This is a genomic window from Alteromonas sp. ABV4_515 (assembly GCF_056160345.1).
On record NZ_JBSWWZ010000003.1, the window covers coordinates 344,100 to 360,358 of the forward strand.

At 47.4% G+C, this 16,259-nt stretch carries 16 protein-coding genes; 10 read left to right on the forward strand and 6 right to left on the reverse strand.

Translation table 11 applies throughout. The features are described from left to right. Positions 1 to 4: 4 nt before the first annotated feature. The 6 genes from fliF to ACXAGX_RS09310 form a co-directional block, all read right to left on the reverse strand. Positions 5 to 1,708, reverse strand: a complete 1,704-nt coding sequence (gene fliF, locus ACXAGX_RS09285; RefSeq protein WP_474837887.1) for a flagellar basal-body MS-ring/collar protein FliF — start codon at positions 1,706 to 1,708, stop codon at positions 5 to 7. A 14-nt stretch (positions 1,709 to 1,722) separates the two neighbouring features. Continuing rightward, complete coding sequence (gene fliE, locus ACXAGX_RS09290) at positions 1,723 to 2,058, reverse strand: flagellar hook-basal body complex protein FliE (RefSeq protein ID WP_070127037.1); 336 nt, start codon at positions 2,056 to 2,058, stop codon at positions 1,723 to 1,725. A 221-nt stretch (positions 2,059 to 2,279) separates the two neighbouring features. After that, on the reverse strand, positions 2,280 to 3,626 hold the full coding sequence (locus ACXAGX_RS09295; protein WP_070127038.1) for a sigma-54-dependent transcriptional regulator: 1,347 nt from the start codon (positions 3,624 to 3,626) through the stop codon (positions 2,280 to 2,282). Then, entirely contained in the window at positions 3,623 to 4,768 is a 1,146-nt protein-coding gene (locus tag ACXAGX_RS09300; protein ID WP_474817834.1) for a sensor histidine kinase, read from the reverse strand. Before ACXAGX_RS09300 ends, ACXAGX_RS09295 begins: the two co-directional genes overlap by 4 nt. 115 nt (positions 4,769 to 4,883) lie before the next feature. Continuing rightward, positions 4,884 to 6,365 (reverse strand): sigma-54 dependent transcriptional regulator, encoded by a 1,482-nt coding sequence (locus tag ACXAGX_RS09305; RefSeq protein ID WP_474837889.1) that lies wholly within the window; start codon positions 6,363 to 6,365, stop codon positions 4,884 to 4,886. 158 nt (positions 6,366 to 6,523) lie between these two features. Next, positions 6,524 to 7,327: a flagellin gene (locus ACXAGX_RS09310; RefSeq protein WP_474837891.1), complete on the reverse strand. Its 804-nt coding sequence runs from the start codon at positions 7,325 to 7,327 to the stop codon at positions 6,524 to 6,526. A gap of 257 nt (positions 7,328 to 7,584) precedes the next feature. Here ACXAGX_RS09310 and ACXAGX_RS09315 point away from each other — a divergent pair, with 257 nt between their 5' ends. The 10 genes from ACXAGX_RS09315 to ACXAGX_RS09360 all read left to right on the forward strand — a co-directional run bounded on the left by ACXAGX_RS09315 (position 7,585) and on the right by ACXAGX_RS09360 (position 16,257). Then, positions 7,585 to 8,040: an adenylyltransferase/cytidyltransferase family protein gene (locus ACXAGX_RS09315; RefSeq protein WP_070127042.1), complete on the forward strand. Its 456-nt coding sequence runs from the start codon at positions 7,585 to 7,587 to the stop codon at positions 8,038 to 8,040. Positions 8,041 to 8,175: 135 nt separating this feature from the next. Then, a complete protein-coding gene (gene pseB / locus ACXAGX_RS09320) occupies positions 8,176 to 9,177 on the forward strand; it encodes a UDP-N-acetylglucosamine 4,6-dehydratase (inverting) (protein WP_070127043.1) in 1,002 nt (333 codons plus the stop codon). Next, positions 9,174 to 10,343 (forward strand): UDP-4-amino-4,6-dideoxy-N-acetyl-beta-L-altrosamine transaminase, encoded by a 1,170-nt coding sequence (pseC, locus tag ACXAGX_RS09325; protein WP_474837893.1) that lies wholly within the window; start codon positions 9,174 to 9,176, stop codon positions 10,341 to 10,343. The genes pseB and pseC overlap by 4 nt, the downstream gene beginning before the upstream one ends. 55 nt (positions 10,344 to 10,398) lie before the next feature. Further along, positions 10,399 to 11,100 carry a pseudaminic acid cytidylyltransferase gene (gene pseF, locus ACXAGX_RS09330; protein WP_474837895.1) on the forward strand — a complete coding sequence of 234 codons (702 nt, stop codon included), beginning with the start codon at positions 10,399 to 10,401 and terminating at the stop codon, positions 11,098 to 11,100. Continuing rightward, a complete protein-coding gene (gene pseG / locus ACXAGX_RS09335) occupies positions 11,101 to 12,183 on the forward strand; it encodes a UDP-2,4-diacetamido-2,4,6-trideoxy-beta-L-altropyranose hydrolase (protein ID WP_474837897.1) in 1,083 nt (360 codons plus the stop codon). A 17-nt stretch (positions 12,184 to 12,200) separates the two neighbouring features. After that, complete coding sequence (pseI, locus tag ACXAGX_RS09340) at positions 12,201 to 13,250, forward strand: pseudaminic acid synthase (RefSeq protein ID WP_474837899.1); 1,050 nt, start codon at positions 12,201 to 12,203, stop codon at positions 13,248 to 13,250. Continuing rightward, entirely contained in the window at positions 13,251 to 13,904 is a 654-nt protein-coding gene (pseH, locus tag ACXAGX_RS09345) for a UDP-4-amino-4,6-dideoxy-N-acetyl-beta-L-altrosamine N-acetyltransferase (RefSeq protein ID WP_474837901.1), read from the forward strand. Then, a complete protein-coding gene (locus tag ACXAGX_RS09350; RefSeq protein ID WP_474837903.1) occupies positions 13,897 to 14,157 on the forward strand; it encodes an acyl carrier protein in 261 nt (86 codons plus the stop codon). Before pseH ends, ACXAGX_RS09350 begins: the two co-directional genes overlap by 8 nt. Then, positions 14,060 to 15,451, forward strand: coding sequence for an AMP-binding protein (locus ACXAGX_RS09355; RefSeq protein ID WP_474837905.1), 1,392 nt, complete (start codon positions 14,060 to 14,062; stop codon positions 15,449 to 15,451). Before ACXAGX_RS09350 ends, ACXAGX_RS09355 begins: the two co-directional genes overlap by 98 nt. Positions 15,452 to 15,513: 62 nt before the next feature. After that, positions 15,514 to 16,257 (forward strand): SDR family NAD(P)-dependent oxidoreductase, encoded by a 744-nt coding sequence (locus ACXAGX_RS09360; protein ID WP_474837907.1) that lies wholly within the window; start codon positions 15,514 to 15,516, stop codon positions 16,255 to 16,257. Positions 16,258 to 16,259 lie beyond the last annotated feature (2 nt).

The following is a 16,259-nucleotide window of genomic DNA, read 5'->3' on the forward strand; positions in this document are numbered from 1 at the left end:
AACCTTAGTCATCCAGCGTCAACCAGCCCTTAACAACCTGTGCGGACAACTCAGGTTCATTCGCAACCAGCGCACGCACAGCTTTAAGAACATCTTCATCTTTGTGTAAATCTGGCAACATGAGCGAGCCATCAGGTGCAAAGCCAACCTGACCTTCATCAAAATCCTGACTCAGCATGCTAATGGTATCATCACCCAGATCTAAGCCCTCATCCGCATCGAAGTCGTCAGAGTCTTTGGTCTCATCAGGATTGATCAGACGACGCAACATTGGGCGAATCACGAAAATGATCAGCACAATAATGATGAGTCCGCCCACAACCAGTTTAAGTATAGGTAAGATTTCCGGACGTTCCCAGAAAGGTATATCTTCGACACCTTCTTCATCCATACGGGTGAAAGGTACACTGACTACTTCCAGAGAATCTCCGCGAGCCACATCAAAACCAATTCCACCTTGCAGTAAGCGACGGATATTCAGAAGTTGCTCCTGGGACTTCGGCGCGGTGGTGACACTGCCATCTTCAGCGGTTGTACGGTCATGATCAACAGCCACCGACACGCTCAGACGACGAATAACACCAGTCTGTTTTTTGGTGTGACTGATAGTGGTATCCAGCTCGTAATTTTTTGTCGATTCGCGGTTGCTACGACCAGGCACAGGCGCTGATTGCCCGTCTGCGCCAATGGCGTTTTCTGGAATGTTAGAATCAAGCGGAGGCTGATTGGTGAGTGCGCCCGGAATACCGCCGTTAAGCCCACCCACACTGTTCGACTCGATAGTCATTTCGCTGCGCACAGCGGGTAAGTCTGGGTTGTAAGTACGCTGAGTTTGTTCCATGGCCGTGAAGTCCATAGACACATCAGCTTGTGCTGTGTAGTTTCCTAAACCGAGTACCGGGATCAGAATCGCATCAATTTTTTCCAAATATTCCTGTTCGCGCTGACGCTCAATTTCATATTCTTTACGTGCCCGGGCACTCATAGAATCCTGAGAACCGGAATTCAGTAATCGACCATTACTGTCTGTTACCGTTACCCGCGCGGGTTCCATGCCTTGTACCGCAGAGGCCACGATATCTACCACGGCATCCACTTCTTCACCCGCAATCACCTTTCCGCGTTTCGCGGTTAGCACCACGGTTGCACTGGCTTTTTTCTCACGGCGAGCAAACACATTTTCTTTCGGCATCGCCAGCAGGACTCTGGCTTTCTGAATGCTGGCCATGTCTTCAATTGTTGCCGCGATCTGCTGCTCACGGGCATGTTTCAATCGCTCCATTTCCACACGCTGCGATACACCAAAGCCCATGTCTTGCATGATAATTTCAGTGCCATCATCACCAGCACGGGTCAACCCCTGGCGGGTCATGCCAAGGCGAATGGTTTGGAATTCATCGGTAGGCACTAAAACCGTGTTACCTTCCAATTTATATTCAATTTGATTGGCATCAAGGTAGTCTAAGGTCTCGATGAGCTCTTCAGTTTCCAGCTTTGCCAACGGGCGATAATCAGGCTCTTGCGCCCACAACAAAATAAAGATGGCAATGGCAACACAAATTACCAGCACCACAGCAAGCGCCATTTGACGAACCATGTCGGCACTACCAAGGGTGTCCATGAACCCGGATTTATTTTCTGCACCGGAATTGACGCTATCGTCGACTCCGTCGCTTACGGTTAAGTTAGTACCTGTTGCTTCAGCCATGACGTACTACCCCACTACACCGACATGTTCATAATTGTTTTATAGGCTTCCAGCACTTTGTTTCTCACCTGTACTGTTGCTTCAAAGGCAATACCTGCTTTTTCTTTCGCTACCATAACCTGCGCCAGGCTGAGAGAGGGATCGCCCATTTCAAACCGCTGTTGTAAATCTTTTGATTCCAACTGCATATTGTTTACCCCTTCCACTGCCTGCTTAAGCATGGCTGAAAACTCACTGCCAGATGCATTTTTGACTTCTAATGCCTGTTCCGGCATTTCTGTGGCCTGCAGACGGGTCTGGCCGATCATAGATTGCATTTCCTGATACAAACTGTTGGCTTTAATGTCCATCGCTGACTCCTGAAAATTTACGGTTCGTCAGAATACTGTCTGACTTAGTTTCTTAAATAGACAACAGCAAAAGCAATACCAACTTTTTTAAGTTATATAATTCAGAAGCTTAGAGGCGATGCCAAATAACTGACACAGAATTGACAAAAAAAGCCACGGTTGAATACCGTGGCAAGAGGCTTGTGTGTGAAACACGCACACATTGCAATGAATCGATTTTTTTACGCAGGTACGTCGATGCCTTCATCACGCATGCGTGCCAATTTATAGCGTAACGTTCGTGGACTTATACCCAGCTTCTCTGCGACATCTTTTCGTTTCCCTTTGCATAGCTGAAGGGTATCAAGAATGATCTGGTGCTCTTGATGTCGTAATTCAGAGCCGAGTTTACTGTCGTCAATTACGGGGTCGTCGATACTTGCGGTATGGCTGACCAGTGTGGCGGTCATGTCGATCATCAGATCTGAAGATTCGATAACCTCACCGTCGCAAAGTATTAACGCCCGTTGCATTACATTCTCAAGCTCTCGCACATTGCCCGGCCAGTCATACTGCACAAGCTTATTGCGGGCAGCAGCAGAAAGCCGTATATCGCGATGTTGCTTGCTGTCTGCATGGCGGGACATTAGATGTTCCGCTAATGGCACGATATCACCAGGGCGCTGTGCCAACGGCAACCAGATAATGGGGAACACATTCAGACGATAATATAAATCTTCGCGGAATTCGCCCGCCTCTACGGCTTGCTTGAGATCGCGGTTACTGGTTGCAATAACACGCACATCCAGCTCGATGGTTTTTCGGCCACCAAGCCGTTCGACTTCTTTCTCCTGCAAAACGCGAAGCAATTTAGCCTGCAATGCCAAATCCATTTCCGTAATTTCGTCGAGGAGGATGGTGCCACTCTGCGCTTGTTCAAACTTACCCGGACACGCCTGAACGGCGCCCGTAAACGCGCCTTTCTCATAACCGAACAACGTCGCTTCGAGCATATTTTCAGGAATGGCGGCACAGTTGATAGCAATAAAGGCTTCGCCTGCCCGGGCTGACTGGTCGTGAATGTATCGAGACAGCACTTCCTTCCCTGAACCGCTGGGGCCGAGTACCATGACGGTTGCTTCAGAGCCCGCCACTTTGCGAGATAACTCCAATAACTTTAAACTTGAGGGATCGGCAGCAATGGGCGTTCGAGATTCAATTTTATGCGATGGCGCATAGCGGCTAACCAGATTCAACAACACTTCTGGAGCAAAAGGCTTGGAAAGGTAATCAGTGGCGCCATCACGCATTGCTTGTACCGCATCGTCGATAGTTGCGTAAGCCGTCATCAGCAATACCGGTAACTGTGGATAGCGCAGTCTGATATTTTTAAGTAGTGTCAGCCCGTTCATTTCGCCCATTTGTATATCGCTGACCACCAAATCGATATTCTCTGACGCCAACTTGACCAGCGCGTCTTCAGCGGATGCTGCCGCCACTACACGATAATCTGCAAGCAGTAGCGTGTCATTCAGTGCTTCGCGCAAACCGGCGTCGTCTTCAACAATTAAAATAGTAGAATGACTCATGACTTGGCTCCTGTGATCGCAGCGGAAAATGAAGATGATGGTTTTACGGTTACCGGTAAGGTCATTGTGAAACAGGCGCCCCGCCCGTCCAGGTTGGTGACACCCAACTGGCCCTTATGGGCATTCACAACAGATTTCACCACGGCTAAGCCCAATCCGGTTCCATGGGTTTTAGTGGTAAAAAACGGTTCGAAAATTTTCTGACGCATGGAAAGCGGTACGCCAGGCCCCTGATCAATCACTGAAATAGCAATATGCTCACCACTGCGGACCACCGACAGATTAATCACGGCACCTTGTGGACTGATCTGGGAACCGTTATGAATAAGATTTAAAATAGCACCTTGCAACGCGGTGAGATTTCCCGTTAGTGTGGATTCTCCATCGAAACCTTGAATGCTAAGGGTTTGCTCGGCTTGCTGAACAATGGTGCGGGCATTAGGCTCAATAGCGTCAAGGAGATGGGTCAAAGAAATCTCGGACACAACCTGATCTTCACCGGACTTAGCAAACAACAGCATGTCGTTTACCTGACTTTCTAGTTCTTTGAGGCGATCAGTGAGTTTACCCGCGAAATCCCGGGTTGCATGCTCACCTAAACCTTTGCGTTTTAAATTAGCGGCATACAGCATTGCTGCAGACAATGGTGTACGGATTTGATGTGCCAACGAGGCCACCATTTTACCGAGCGCAGATAAACGCTGCATATGACTCACCCGGGCTTGCAACTCTCGGGTTTCTGTTAAATCGGTGAGAACAATTAGCTGGCCTGGTTCGTTTTCGAGGGGCGTAATGGATAATTTAACCCGACGGCCATCGATAAGCGATACTTCATGGCCATCGTCTGCCCGAGGTTTAAAGGAGCGAGCAATGATGGTTCGCCATAACTCACCTTCTAGCGGCTCGCCCAGTAACTCACTGGCCTGACTGTTAACCTGCCGAACAACACCCTGACCGTCCAGAACGATAACGCCAGCAGGCATCACTTGCAGAAGATGCGACAGGCGACTTGCTTGCTTTTTGAGGCTATCAATATCGTCACCGACACCGGCATCATCAGATGCAGTGTTGTAACGGTATTCAGAAATTTGTACTGATGTGTCGCTATACAGTGAAGAATAGCTTTGTCCATCGTATGCCATAAACCCTCGTCAAAAAGCAGACATTGTGCCTTATGAAGATTAATGCATTTGATGTGCCAAAAATAAAAATCAATAAATACAAAATCTTATTCGCATTTACTGGGCGACTTTACAGTCAATTATCTGACGGGACGGACTCTTCTCGCTGAATTTCGTACTTGCGCATTTTTTCAACCAAGGTGGTTCTACGCATGCCCAGTTTATCGGCAGCACGGGCAACTACCCACTCTTGCTGATCCAGCGCCTGAATGATGAGATTAATTTCCAGTTCTGAAAGGTATTCTTTGAGGTTCACACCGCCTTCTGGTAACTGAGAGTTATCAGACGAGGCTTCCGGTGCTGCAGGTTGAGGCGTACTTTCTGCGTCGCGATCTGCTTCGCTGGCCGCAGCCTCAGCAAACAACTCGTTAAAGGCATCACGCTCTAACAGTTCCTCTGGATAATCAGGCTCATAAATCTGAATTTCGCCATATTGATACTTCACTGGCAAATCCTGAATATCCACAATCTGATTCGGATAGAGAATGCTTAAGCGTTCTACCAAGTTGGAGAGTTCACGAACGTTACCCGCCCAATCATGTTCCATCAGCGACGATATCGCCATTTCTGTGAATTTAACTACTGAAACGCCATCGCCCTGAATACGACTAATCAGTTCTTGTAACAGCAGCGGAATGTCTTCGCGACGTTCACGCAGCGCAGGGCTGTCGATGGGGAAAACATTCAGACGATAGTACAAATCCTCACGGAATTTATCGTCTTTAATCATGGTTTCCAAATTACGGTGCGTTGCCGCGATGATACGCACGTTTGCGCGGATCGGCGTGTGTCCACCCACCCGCTCGAAGGTTCTTTCTTGTAAGACACGAAGCAGTTTTACCTGCATCTGCAATGGCATGTCGCCAATTTCATCAAGAAATAATGTACCGCCTTCAGCCAATTCAAAACGCCCTTTACGTGCACTGATTGCGCCGGTAAAGGCCCCTTTTTCATGACCAAACAACTCACTTTCCAGCAGTTCGCCAGGAATAGCACCACAGTTTACCGGAATAAACGGGCCATCTTTACGCTCTGATAGGAAGTGTACATTACGTGCAATCACTTCTTTACCGGTACCCGATTCACCAAGGATAAGCACGGTTGCATCAGTAGGTGCCACCTGCTCTACCAGCTTACGAACAATTTGAATTTGCTGACTTCGACCAACAAGACTACGGAACAAGCGGGTTTTGAGCCCAGCGGTTTTTACAGGGCCTGGACGATGTCGGGAATATTCCTGACAGCGATGAATAGCCTGAGTGAGTACCGGATAAGTAATAGGAAGTGTTGCAGTGCTGACCAGATTACAATTAGGCGTTACCTGGCCGTCTGCAGACTGTATCGCGACAAAAGGGATGTGAGGAAACTGCGCGACCAGATTTTGAACCTGGTCGGGTCTGGCGTAGTCAACCATCACTGCTTCCACTGAATGGGTATTTAAATAGCCAAGGCTATCTGCGAAAGATTGCCCAAAGCAAGCTTCCCCCATGAAAGTAATGACTGTCTCCAACTTTTGAATAAGTTCGCCGTTATCACTAACGAGCAAAATTTCCTTCATCGATTCCTCGAGAACGCGTTTTTATTATTTACAGTCTAGCGCATCTGTCTGATTGTAGCGGTAAAAAATCAGTTCGGAAACACTGATTCTCGTTTTGTAATAAAAAAAAGCAGTCCACACTGCTTCTTTTTGTTTAAAACATAATCATTTAGGATTTATTAACTGAGTAGCGCGAGCACCTGACCCTGTTGCTGGTTGGCTTGTGCCTGGACCGTCGTTGCCGCTTGTCCACGTACATCATTCGCTACACTTTCAGAAACGGCCTGAGCATAATCCAGATCTTGAATACGGCCTCTTGCCTCGGTGCTGTTTACATCAGCCTGGGTCAAATTACGGGCAGTACTCGCCAGCGCGTTTTGTGTTGCGCCCAGGTCGGCACGGAAGCCACCGACGGTTTCCAACGCCGCATCGGCAGCATCTAACGCATCGGTTAAATTATCGGAAGTGACGTCAATATTGAGTAAGCCCGATAAATTGCCTGCCACATCGCTGGTGTTCACTCCCACCTTCTGGTCTGGATTTGCACCCACTTGAAAACTGATTTCGCCATCGGCATTCAGTAACGGCTTACCGGCAAAGGTGGTTTGCTCTATGGTTTGCGTGATGTTTTCCTGAAGCTGCGTGATTTCAGATTGAATGGCCTGACGGTCGGCGTCGGACAAAATACCGCTACCCGACTGCAACGTGAGTTCACGAATACGATTGGCGTCGTTATTAATGCCTTCAAGGCCACCCTCGGCGACCTGCGCCAATGAGATGCCATCGTAGACATTGTTCACAGCCTGGCGATTACCTTCGACCTGAGAAGTCAGGCGATCGATGATTTGCTGAGCAGCAGCCCCATCGGCAGCGCTGTTAACTTTTTTACCAGAGGCGAGCTTCTCCATCAGGCTAGTTTGTTTTTCCTGAACCTGTTGAAGTAGTGAAGTATTAGATGATGCATCACTATTAAAGTTGATCATTTGAGAAGTCTCCTCAGCATTACGCTAACTAGAATCACGGCCAGTAAATCGTGATTATTTGACTCAGGTTTAAATATAGCACAAACCCGTCATATTGTTTGATAGTATCAAAGCCAGTACTACGAATCACTTTTTGTTCAGTTCAAAAGGTCTCAGAATTGACACGTGAGTGTTAAAAACTATAACTGAAATTTCAGGTACAGGTAGCCGGGCTTTGGCCGATATAACAAGGACTGAACGAGAAAAGCATGATGAAAATGACCACTATTGTCACCTATGGCACTTTCGACCTTTTTCACATAGGCCATGTTAAGTTGCTTAAACGCTTACGAGCCCTTGGCGATCGTCTGATTGTCGGTTTGTCTTCTGATGAGTTTAATCAGCAAAAAGGGAAAACCACGGTCATCCCCTTTCATGATCGTCGCGAAATCCTACTGGCTTGCCGCTACGTCGATGACGTATTTCAGGAAAACTGCTGGGAGCAAAAGCGGGAGGACCTTATTCGTCTGGATGCTGACATATTCGCCATGGGAGATGATTGGGTGGGTCAGTTCGATGATTTGCAGGATATTGTGAAAGTGATTTATCTGCCACGAACGAAAGATGTGTCGACCACTGAATTGAAAACGGTGATCCACGAAATACAAGATGAAAAAATCAGAGAAATTCAGAAAGTGACAAGGCACCTTCATGGGCTTATTGAAAATATCTGATGATTTTAACCTCTAAAATGCACCGTCGAGGTATAAGAATCAAACAGACAAAACACTGATAGTGTTAAGGTTTGTGGCAAAGCTACCGACACATGATATATTTAACTTAACAATCAAAAAAATAGCGGGCGTGATATGTTCGATGGAAAGTCTATATTAATCACCGGTGGCACCGGGTCTTTTGGTCATAAATATACCGAAACGCTCCTTTCTCGCTATAAACCTAAGCGCCTGATTATCTACTCACGCGATGAACTCAAACAGTTTGAGATGCAGCAGCGGTTTAATGCCCCCTGCATGCGTTACTTTATCGGTGATGTACGTGACAAAGACAGACTGACCCGCGCGATGCAGGGCGTAGATTTTGTTATTCACGCTGCGGCAATGAAACAAGTGCCCGCAGCAGAATATAACCCCACTGAATGTATTCGCACCAATATCGACGGAGCCGAAAGCGTCATAAACGCCGCTATCGATAACGGGGTAAGTAAAGTTATTGCCCTTTCGACAGATAAAGCCGCCAACCCTGTAAATCTTTACGGTGCCACCAAGTTAGCTTCGGATAAATTATTCGTTGCAGCTAATAATATGGTGGGTGGACGAAAGCCGCGTTTTTCAGTGGTTCGCTACGGCAATGTGGTAGGTTCAAGAGGCTCGGTTGTGCCTTTCTTTGAAAAGTTAATTGATGAGGGCACAGACCATATTCCGGTTACCCATCAGAATATGACCCGCTTCTGGATTACTCTGCAGCAAGGCGTAGACTTCGTGCTCAAGAATTTTGAGCGGATGTTAGGGGGAGAAATCTTCGTACCGAAAATCCCTTCTATCCGAATCACTGATCTTGCCCAGGCGATGGCCCCTGAACTGCCAATCAAAATTGTAGGCATTCGCCCCGGGGAAAAACTTCACGAAATGATGTGCCCTGGCGACATGGCTTTCCATACCTTCGAGTTTGACGATCACTTCGTTATCGCCCCTGCTATTAAATTTTTCCATCGGAGTAATAACTTCACCAGTAATGCGCTTGATGAAAAAGGAAAGCCTGTCGACGAAGGGTTTGAATATGTATCAGACACCAATCCGCACTTTTTATCAGTACAGGAAATCTGTGCTTTTAACGAGGAAGCGAAAAAGTGATTCCTTATGGTCGACAGCATATTGATGAGGACGATATCAAGGCCGTTGTCGAAACACTAAAATCAGATTGGTTAACGCAAGGCCCTGCTGTACCTCAGTTCGAACAAGCCTTAGCAGACTACTGCCAGGTTCAATTTGGTGTCGCGGTAAATAGCGCTACCTCGGCGCTTCATATCGCTTGTCTGTCGCTAGGCGTGGGAGAAGGCGACCGTGTTTGGACCTCGCCGAACTCTTTCGTAGCCTCAGCCAACTGCGCATTATATTGTGGTGCTGAGGTCGACTTTGTCGACATAGACATTACCTCTGGTAACCTGTGTGCGGTGGCTTTGGCCGACAAACTGGAACAAGCAGCACGCACCGATACATTACCCAAAGTGGTGATTCCTGTTCACTTCGCCGGACAATCCTGTGACATGGAAGCCATCGCGAAGCTGGCAAAAAAGTATGGTTTTAAGGTTATCGAAGACGCATCACACGCCGTGGGTGCGAGTTATCAGAATAGCCGTGTGGGCTGCTGCCAATTCGCTGATATATGTATTTTTAGTTTTCATCCGGTCAAGATTATTACCACCCTGGAAGGGGGAATGGCGATGACCAACAATGCTGAACTGGCAAGTACCATGCGATTGCTTCGAAGCCATGGCGTTACCAACCATCCGGATAGCATGAAAAAATCATCCGACGGCCCCTGGTACTATGAACAAATAGCACTTGGTTACAATTATCGCATGAATGACGTTGAGGCCGCCCTGGGTACCAGTCAGGTAAACAAACTCAGCGAATTTGTCACGCAACGAAATCGTGTTGCAGCCCTCTACGACCAACGCTTCAGCGACGAAGAAGCCATAATTCCGCTTGTTGTTTCACCATCATGCGTGAGTAGCTTTCACTTGTATGTCGTGAGAATTAACGCCATCACGCCAGAACAGCAGTCTCGGTTAGTATCTTCACTGCGAGAAGCCGGCATTTTTGCCCACTTGCACTACATTCCCATTCATACGCAACCTTTCTATCAAGAGAAAGGATTCAACTGGGGCGATTTCCCCGCAGCGGAAAACTACTACCGTCAGGCAGTCACTTTACCCGTTTTTCCAGATTTAACGCCTTCACAAGTTGATTTTATTGCCGATACATTACTATCGCTCGTTAATTCTTTAACCAGGTAGCGGTGCGTTTACTTTTATAAACGCGGTTTAGCTTAACGGTAAAACATCGAACATTATGAATATTGCTATTATTCCAGCCAGAGGCGGCAGTAAACGGATTCCCGGAAAAAACATTAAACACTTTTGCGGTAAGCCCATAATTGCTTATTCCATTGAAGCGGCCCTGGGTTGTGCGAATATCGACAAAGTCATCGTGTCTACTGACGATCAATCTATTGCTGAAATTGCTGAATTTTATGGGGCGGAAGTGCCTTTTCTCAGAGACAAGACATTAGCAGACGACCACACCGGCACCACACCGGTGATACGGCACACGTTGTCAACGTTGATGGCCCAAGGCATGGCTGTGGAAGTTTGTGCTTGCATCTATGCCACTGCTCCCTTTCTTGCTAGCACCACAATTGACAACGCAATAAGTAAATTAGTCACACTCAATGCAGACTTTGTGTTTACCGCCAATCAATTTTCCTTTCCCATTCAACGGGCCTTGATAGAAGACACAGACGGCGGTGTACTCCCCTTCTCTGCACAGGATATTGGTAAGCGTTCTCAAGATTTAGCGGATACTTTTCACGATGCTGGGCAATTGTACGTGGCTAAATCAGAAACGTGGCTGAACAAGAGCAAACGGGTATTTTCGCCACGTTCCAGAATGCTCACACTCCCGAGCCACAAGGTGCAGGACATCGATACACCCGAGGATTGGAAGCGTGCTGAAATTCTCTATAAGGTGCTACATGAGATGGGGGAAATATAGTTGCTGATCGCTTTTCGCGTTGATGCCAGTCATCAAATCGGCGCCGGTCACGGCATGCGCTGCCTTACCTTAGCGAAGTCGCTAAAAACCATGTTGCAGAACTGGGTACCCGATATTCAAATTACTTTTGTAGCAACAAAAGGGGCAGATATGTTGCTCGGACTCATTCGCGAACAGGGTTTTGGCTATATTGAAGTTGACGCCATAGCGAGTTCGGTGGCACATATCCCTGCTGACTTATGGATAATCGATCATTATCAGTTAGATCAACGCTTTGAAAGTGAGTTGATCAATGCTGGCAAAAAAGTGATGGTTATCGATGATTTGGCAAACCGCGACCATCATTGCGACTTATTATTGGATTGCAATCTTACGGATAACTTTACGCAACGGTATCAGCACCTTATTCCAGAAAAATGCGAAGTGCTTTTAGGTCCACAATATGCACTTTTAAGAGAAGAGTTTTATCTCGACGGTTCGAGCCACCAGCAAACTCACAGTGCAGCACCACGGGTGCTGATATGCTTTGGCGGTAGCGACCCGGTTAATATGACGACAATAGCGTTAGATGCCCTGGAATTATGTAAAGAAAGCCGCCTTTCTGCCGATGTGGTAATAGGTTCGTCGCATCGAAATAAACAAGATATCCTCGAGCGCGTTAGCCATTGTCAGCATATTGACGTTCACATCGACAGTACCTATATGGCCGCGCTAATGCGTAAAGCCGATGTGATGATAGGTGCGGGCGGTAGTATGCACTGGGAACGATGTATATCTCAACTTCCCGGGTTAGTGGTGACCATTGCCGAGAATCAAATAGAAAGTACGGTTTGTGTGTCTAAACAGGAAGCATGCGTGTACGCCGGCCATTACAACGAGGTGAGTGCAAAATGCATTGCCAGTTTACTCACTGCCATGCTATCAGATACTAATAAACTGACCGCCATGGCACAGCAGGCCGGTGCTATCTTGCCTGCTAAAGCGGGAACACCAGAGGTGTGTCGTCAAATTATTCGTCATCTTCTGCCGGAAGTAAATCTGGTAATACAGCAACGACAGCAACATCAACAACAGCAGCAATAACAAGCGAGAAGCAAAACGTGAAAACCATAGACATTGGCCCTTTTTCGATTGGCAGCAACCAGCCCCCGTTTATTATTGCGGAATTGTCCGGCAATCATAACCAGGATCTGGACTTGGCTTTGCGTATGGTTGATGCTGCCGCAGATGCTGGCGTTCACGCATTGAAGTTACAAACTTACACCGCAGATACTATGACCATAGACGTCAAGCATGGCGAGTTTTTCATCGATGATAAAAACAGTTTATGGCAAGGGTCATCGCTATACGACCTCTACCAGAAAGCGCATACGCCCTGGGAATGGCACAGTGCGATATTCGAAAGAGCAAAGTCCAGAGGCATGGTGGCATTCAGTACCCCCTTTGATGCAAGTGCCGTTGATTTCTTAGAATCACTCAGCGTGCCTTGCTATAAAATCGCTTCTTTTGAAAATACCGATCACGCACTTCTAGCCAAGGTTGCCCAAACTGGTAAACCCGTCATTGTGTCTACCGGTATGGCAAGCCTGACTGAAATAGCAGAAATTGTAGAAGTGCTACAGAGCAACGGCTGTGACCAATACGTGTTGCTGAAATGCACAAGTCAGTATCCTGCAGATCCCATTAATGCAAACCTTGCCACCATTCCTCATTTGAAACAGATGTTCCAATGCCACGTGGGCTTATCAGACCACACGTCAGGGTTAGGCGTGGCAATTGCTGCAACAGCAATGGGCGCCAGCGTGATTGAAAAACATTTTGTTATTGATCGCAGTGCCGGTGGCGTCGATGCCGCTTTTTCACTGGAACCGGATGAATTTGCAATGCTGGTGAAAGAAACTGAGCGCGCAGCCATTGCCATTGGTACGGTGAGTTACGGGTGTACCACAGCGGAAGTGAATTCGCGTATACACCGCCGGTCTTTGTATATCTGTGAAGATTTATCCGCAGGAGAAGTGCTCACTGAAAAGAACCTACGAGCAATTCGTCCCGGCCTTGGTTTACCGGTTAAGTATTTAGCCCGACTGCTTGGCAAACAAGTAAAACACGATGTGGCAAAAGGCACCCCCATGTCTTGGGACCTGGTGTAAATGGAAAGAAAATACCCCTCCAGCCACTTCTCGCCGCTGAGCCATGCGCAGTTGGAGCGTGTATTAGCATGGCGAAACAAGCCGCATATACGCCAAAATATGCATCAGCAAGATACCATCACGCTGCAGCAGCACCTTGCCTGGTTTGAGAACTTAGCAAACGATCCAACCCGGGTTTTCTTTGTGATGGAACAAAACGAGCGCCCTATCGGTGTACTCAACTTTACATTAAAAAGTGAAAACCCGCTGACGCTGGAATGGGGCTGTTACCTGGGTGAAGATGATGTGTGGCCGGGTTCAGGATTACTCCTTGAAATTGCCGCGCTGGAGTTTGCCTTTACACAAACCACCGCTGAGCGACTGTATGCCGAAGTATTATCGTTTAACACTTCAGTATTGAAGCTCCATAAATTGTTTAATTACACACCATTGAAAGACGGAGACACCATTTCCCGCAGCGGGAAAAACCATACCGTCAAACGCTTTGAATATACGAGAATGCAATGGCTCACATCGAAAGACGAATTATTGGCCCGTCTTCCAAAACAAATAGCCCTGGCAGCACACAATATCTCATTTGAAAATGAGATAGAATTCTTCAAGCGCCATGCCCCTTCGCCTACAGCAAAAAGAGATAATGAGCAGGATGACTGACTTACGAGACACCATATTAGACAGCATGCGTCAGGTAGCACTAATTTCTGACTGCAACCTTGTTGACAATATCGACGATGACACCGTACTACTTCAGAGCGGCCTGGACTCCCTTGGCTTTGCAATGCTCGTGGCTCAACTCGAAGAAGAATTTAATGTCGATCCCTTCAGTGAAATGGAACTCGCTGTTTACCCAAGAACGCTGGGAGATTTCGTTAGCGTTTATCAGAGCGTACTTCAACCCAGTGAATAGTCTGCTAGCGCGCATTCAAACTTATTCAGGCCCGGCCGTTATCACACATGATGGTCGGACAATTAGCTATGAAACGCTCAAAGCTAATGCCACCTCTTTGCGTGAAACTTACCGCAACGCCGCTATGGATTCAGATGACGGCCTTTCTGGTAGCGAAGCGATTACCGATCTCGCCCACTTCGTCACAACATTGTTGGCGCTAGAAAGCGTTGCAGAGCATATCACCATTACGCCGGAAGCACTCCGTTACAAACTGGCGACAAACGTCTCTCATTCGACAATAGCAACAACCTGGTTCATTCAAACATCGGGGACTACCGGCAATCCTAAAAGAATCGCACATACCACATCGAGCATATGCTCAGCGATACAGATAAAACCACACTTATCCGAATTGCGCTGGGCACTCACGTATCAGCCGTACCGATTTGCCGGTTTGCAGGTTGTTTTACAGGGCATACTGAGTGGTGCCTGTACCATTGACTGCCTTCGTGGTGATATTGCCGATAAATCCAGGCAAATGCTTAACTGGCAAGTCAATGCGCTTTCTGCAACGCCGTCCTTTTGGCGACAATTCTTATTCACCGAACCCAGCCATCATTTAGCCTTTTCACGGGTTTCGCTGGGTGGTGAAATTGCTGATCAGCCGCTTCTCGATGCCCTTCTATCAAGATATCCGAAAGCGAAAATATTCCATATCTACGCATCTACCGAGGCCGGAGTGGGATTTGCCGTTAGCGATGGAAAAGCAGGTTTTCCCGAACAATGGCTAGAAACTGGTGTTAACGGTATTCGACTACGGGTAAAAGAGAATATTCTTTGGCTAAAACCAGCGTTCACCGCCAACACAGTGAATCGGAAAAATAGCAGTGAAGCGGTAGTTCACACTGATGAAAATGGCTATATCAATACGCAGGACGCCGTGAGCATATCGCATCACCGCGTGTTCTTTAAAGGCAGAGACAATGGTGTCATTAATGTTGGCGGACACAAAGTATTCCCAGAACAGGTTGAATCCGTACTGCTTTCTGCCGAACAAGTTGCACTGGCCCGCGTGTACAGCAAGCCACATAAAATTTTAGGTCAGATTGTGATTGCAGACGTGGTGTTGCAGGCACCAGAACTCGATGAACCCGTTGCTAAGGCGACGAGCACGACATTAAGCGCGAAGCAGTTACAAATGGCGTTGATGCTCCATTGCAAAACACATTTGGATAGAGCCGACATGCCGACGAAAATCAATATTGTTCCTACGCTCCCTTTGTCTGACAGCGGCAAAGTGTCGCGTCAGTGAACACTATCGTGACAACAAAACAGATAAACCAGACTTAAAAATTAGAAAACACGGAAACAACAATGGATAAATCAGAACAAACAAAACCCCTGGTGGTTGTTACCGGAGCAGGACGAGGTTTAGGACTGGCAATTTGCAAACAATGTCTTGAGCAGGGTTATCGTGTGGTGGCCATTTCCAGAACCCTGTCAGCAGAATTAAAAGGGTTGCAAGAAAGCTATTTAGACGACCTGCATTTTGAACCCTTTGATCTGATTGAGCTGGATGACATTCATCACCTTTGCAAAACGATCATTGCTAATTACGGTAGACCATACGGGCTGATAAATAATGCTGCCGTGGGTTTTGATGGCGTGCTTGCCACCATGCACAACAGTGAAATCAGCAGTTTACTGAATATCAATGTGCAAGCCCCTATCCTGCTGGCGAAATACCTATCAAGAAGCATGATGCTCAATCGTGGCGGTCGCATCATTAATGTTTCATCCATTATTGCCAGCACAGGATTCAATGGACTAAGTGTTTATGCTGCAAGCAAAGCCGCGCTTGAAGGCTTTACCCGGTCGCTTGCCAGAGAGGTGGGCAAAGCGAATATTACCGTGAATTGTGTGGCACCAGGCTACATGCAAACAGACATGACTGAGTCGTTACAAGGAGAGAAACTGGAGAGCGTGAAACGTCGAAGTCCGCTAGGAAAACTGGCTACGCCCGAGGATGCAGCAGCGGCAGTACTCTACTTATTAAGTCAGCACGCCAAATCTGTAACCGGCACCGTGTTGACAGTAGACGCAGGCTCTACGGCATAACG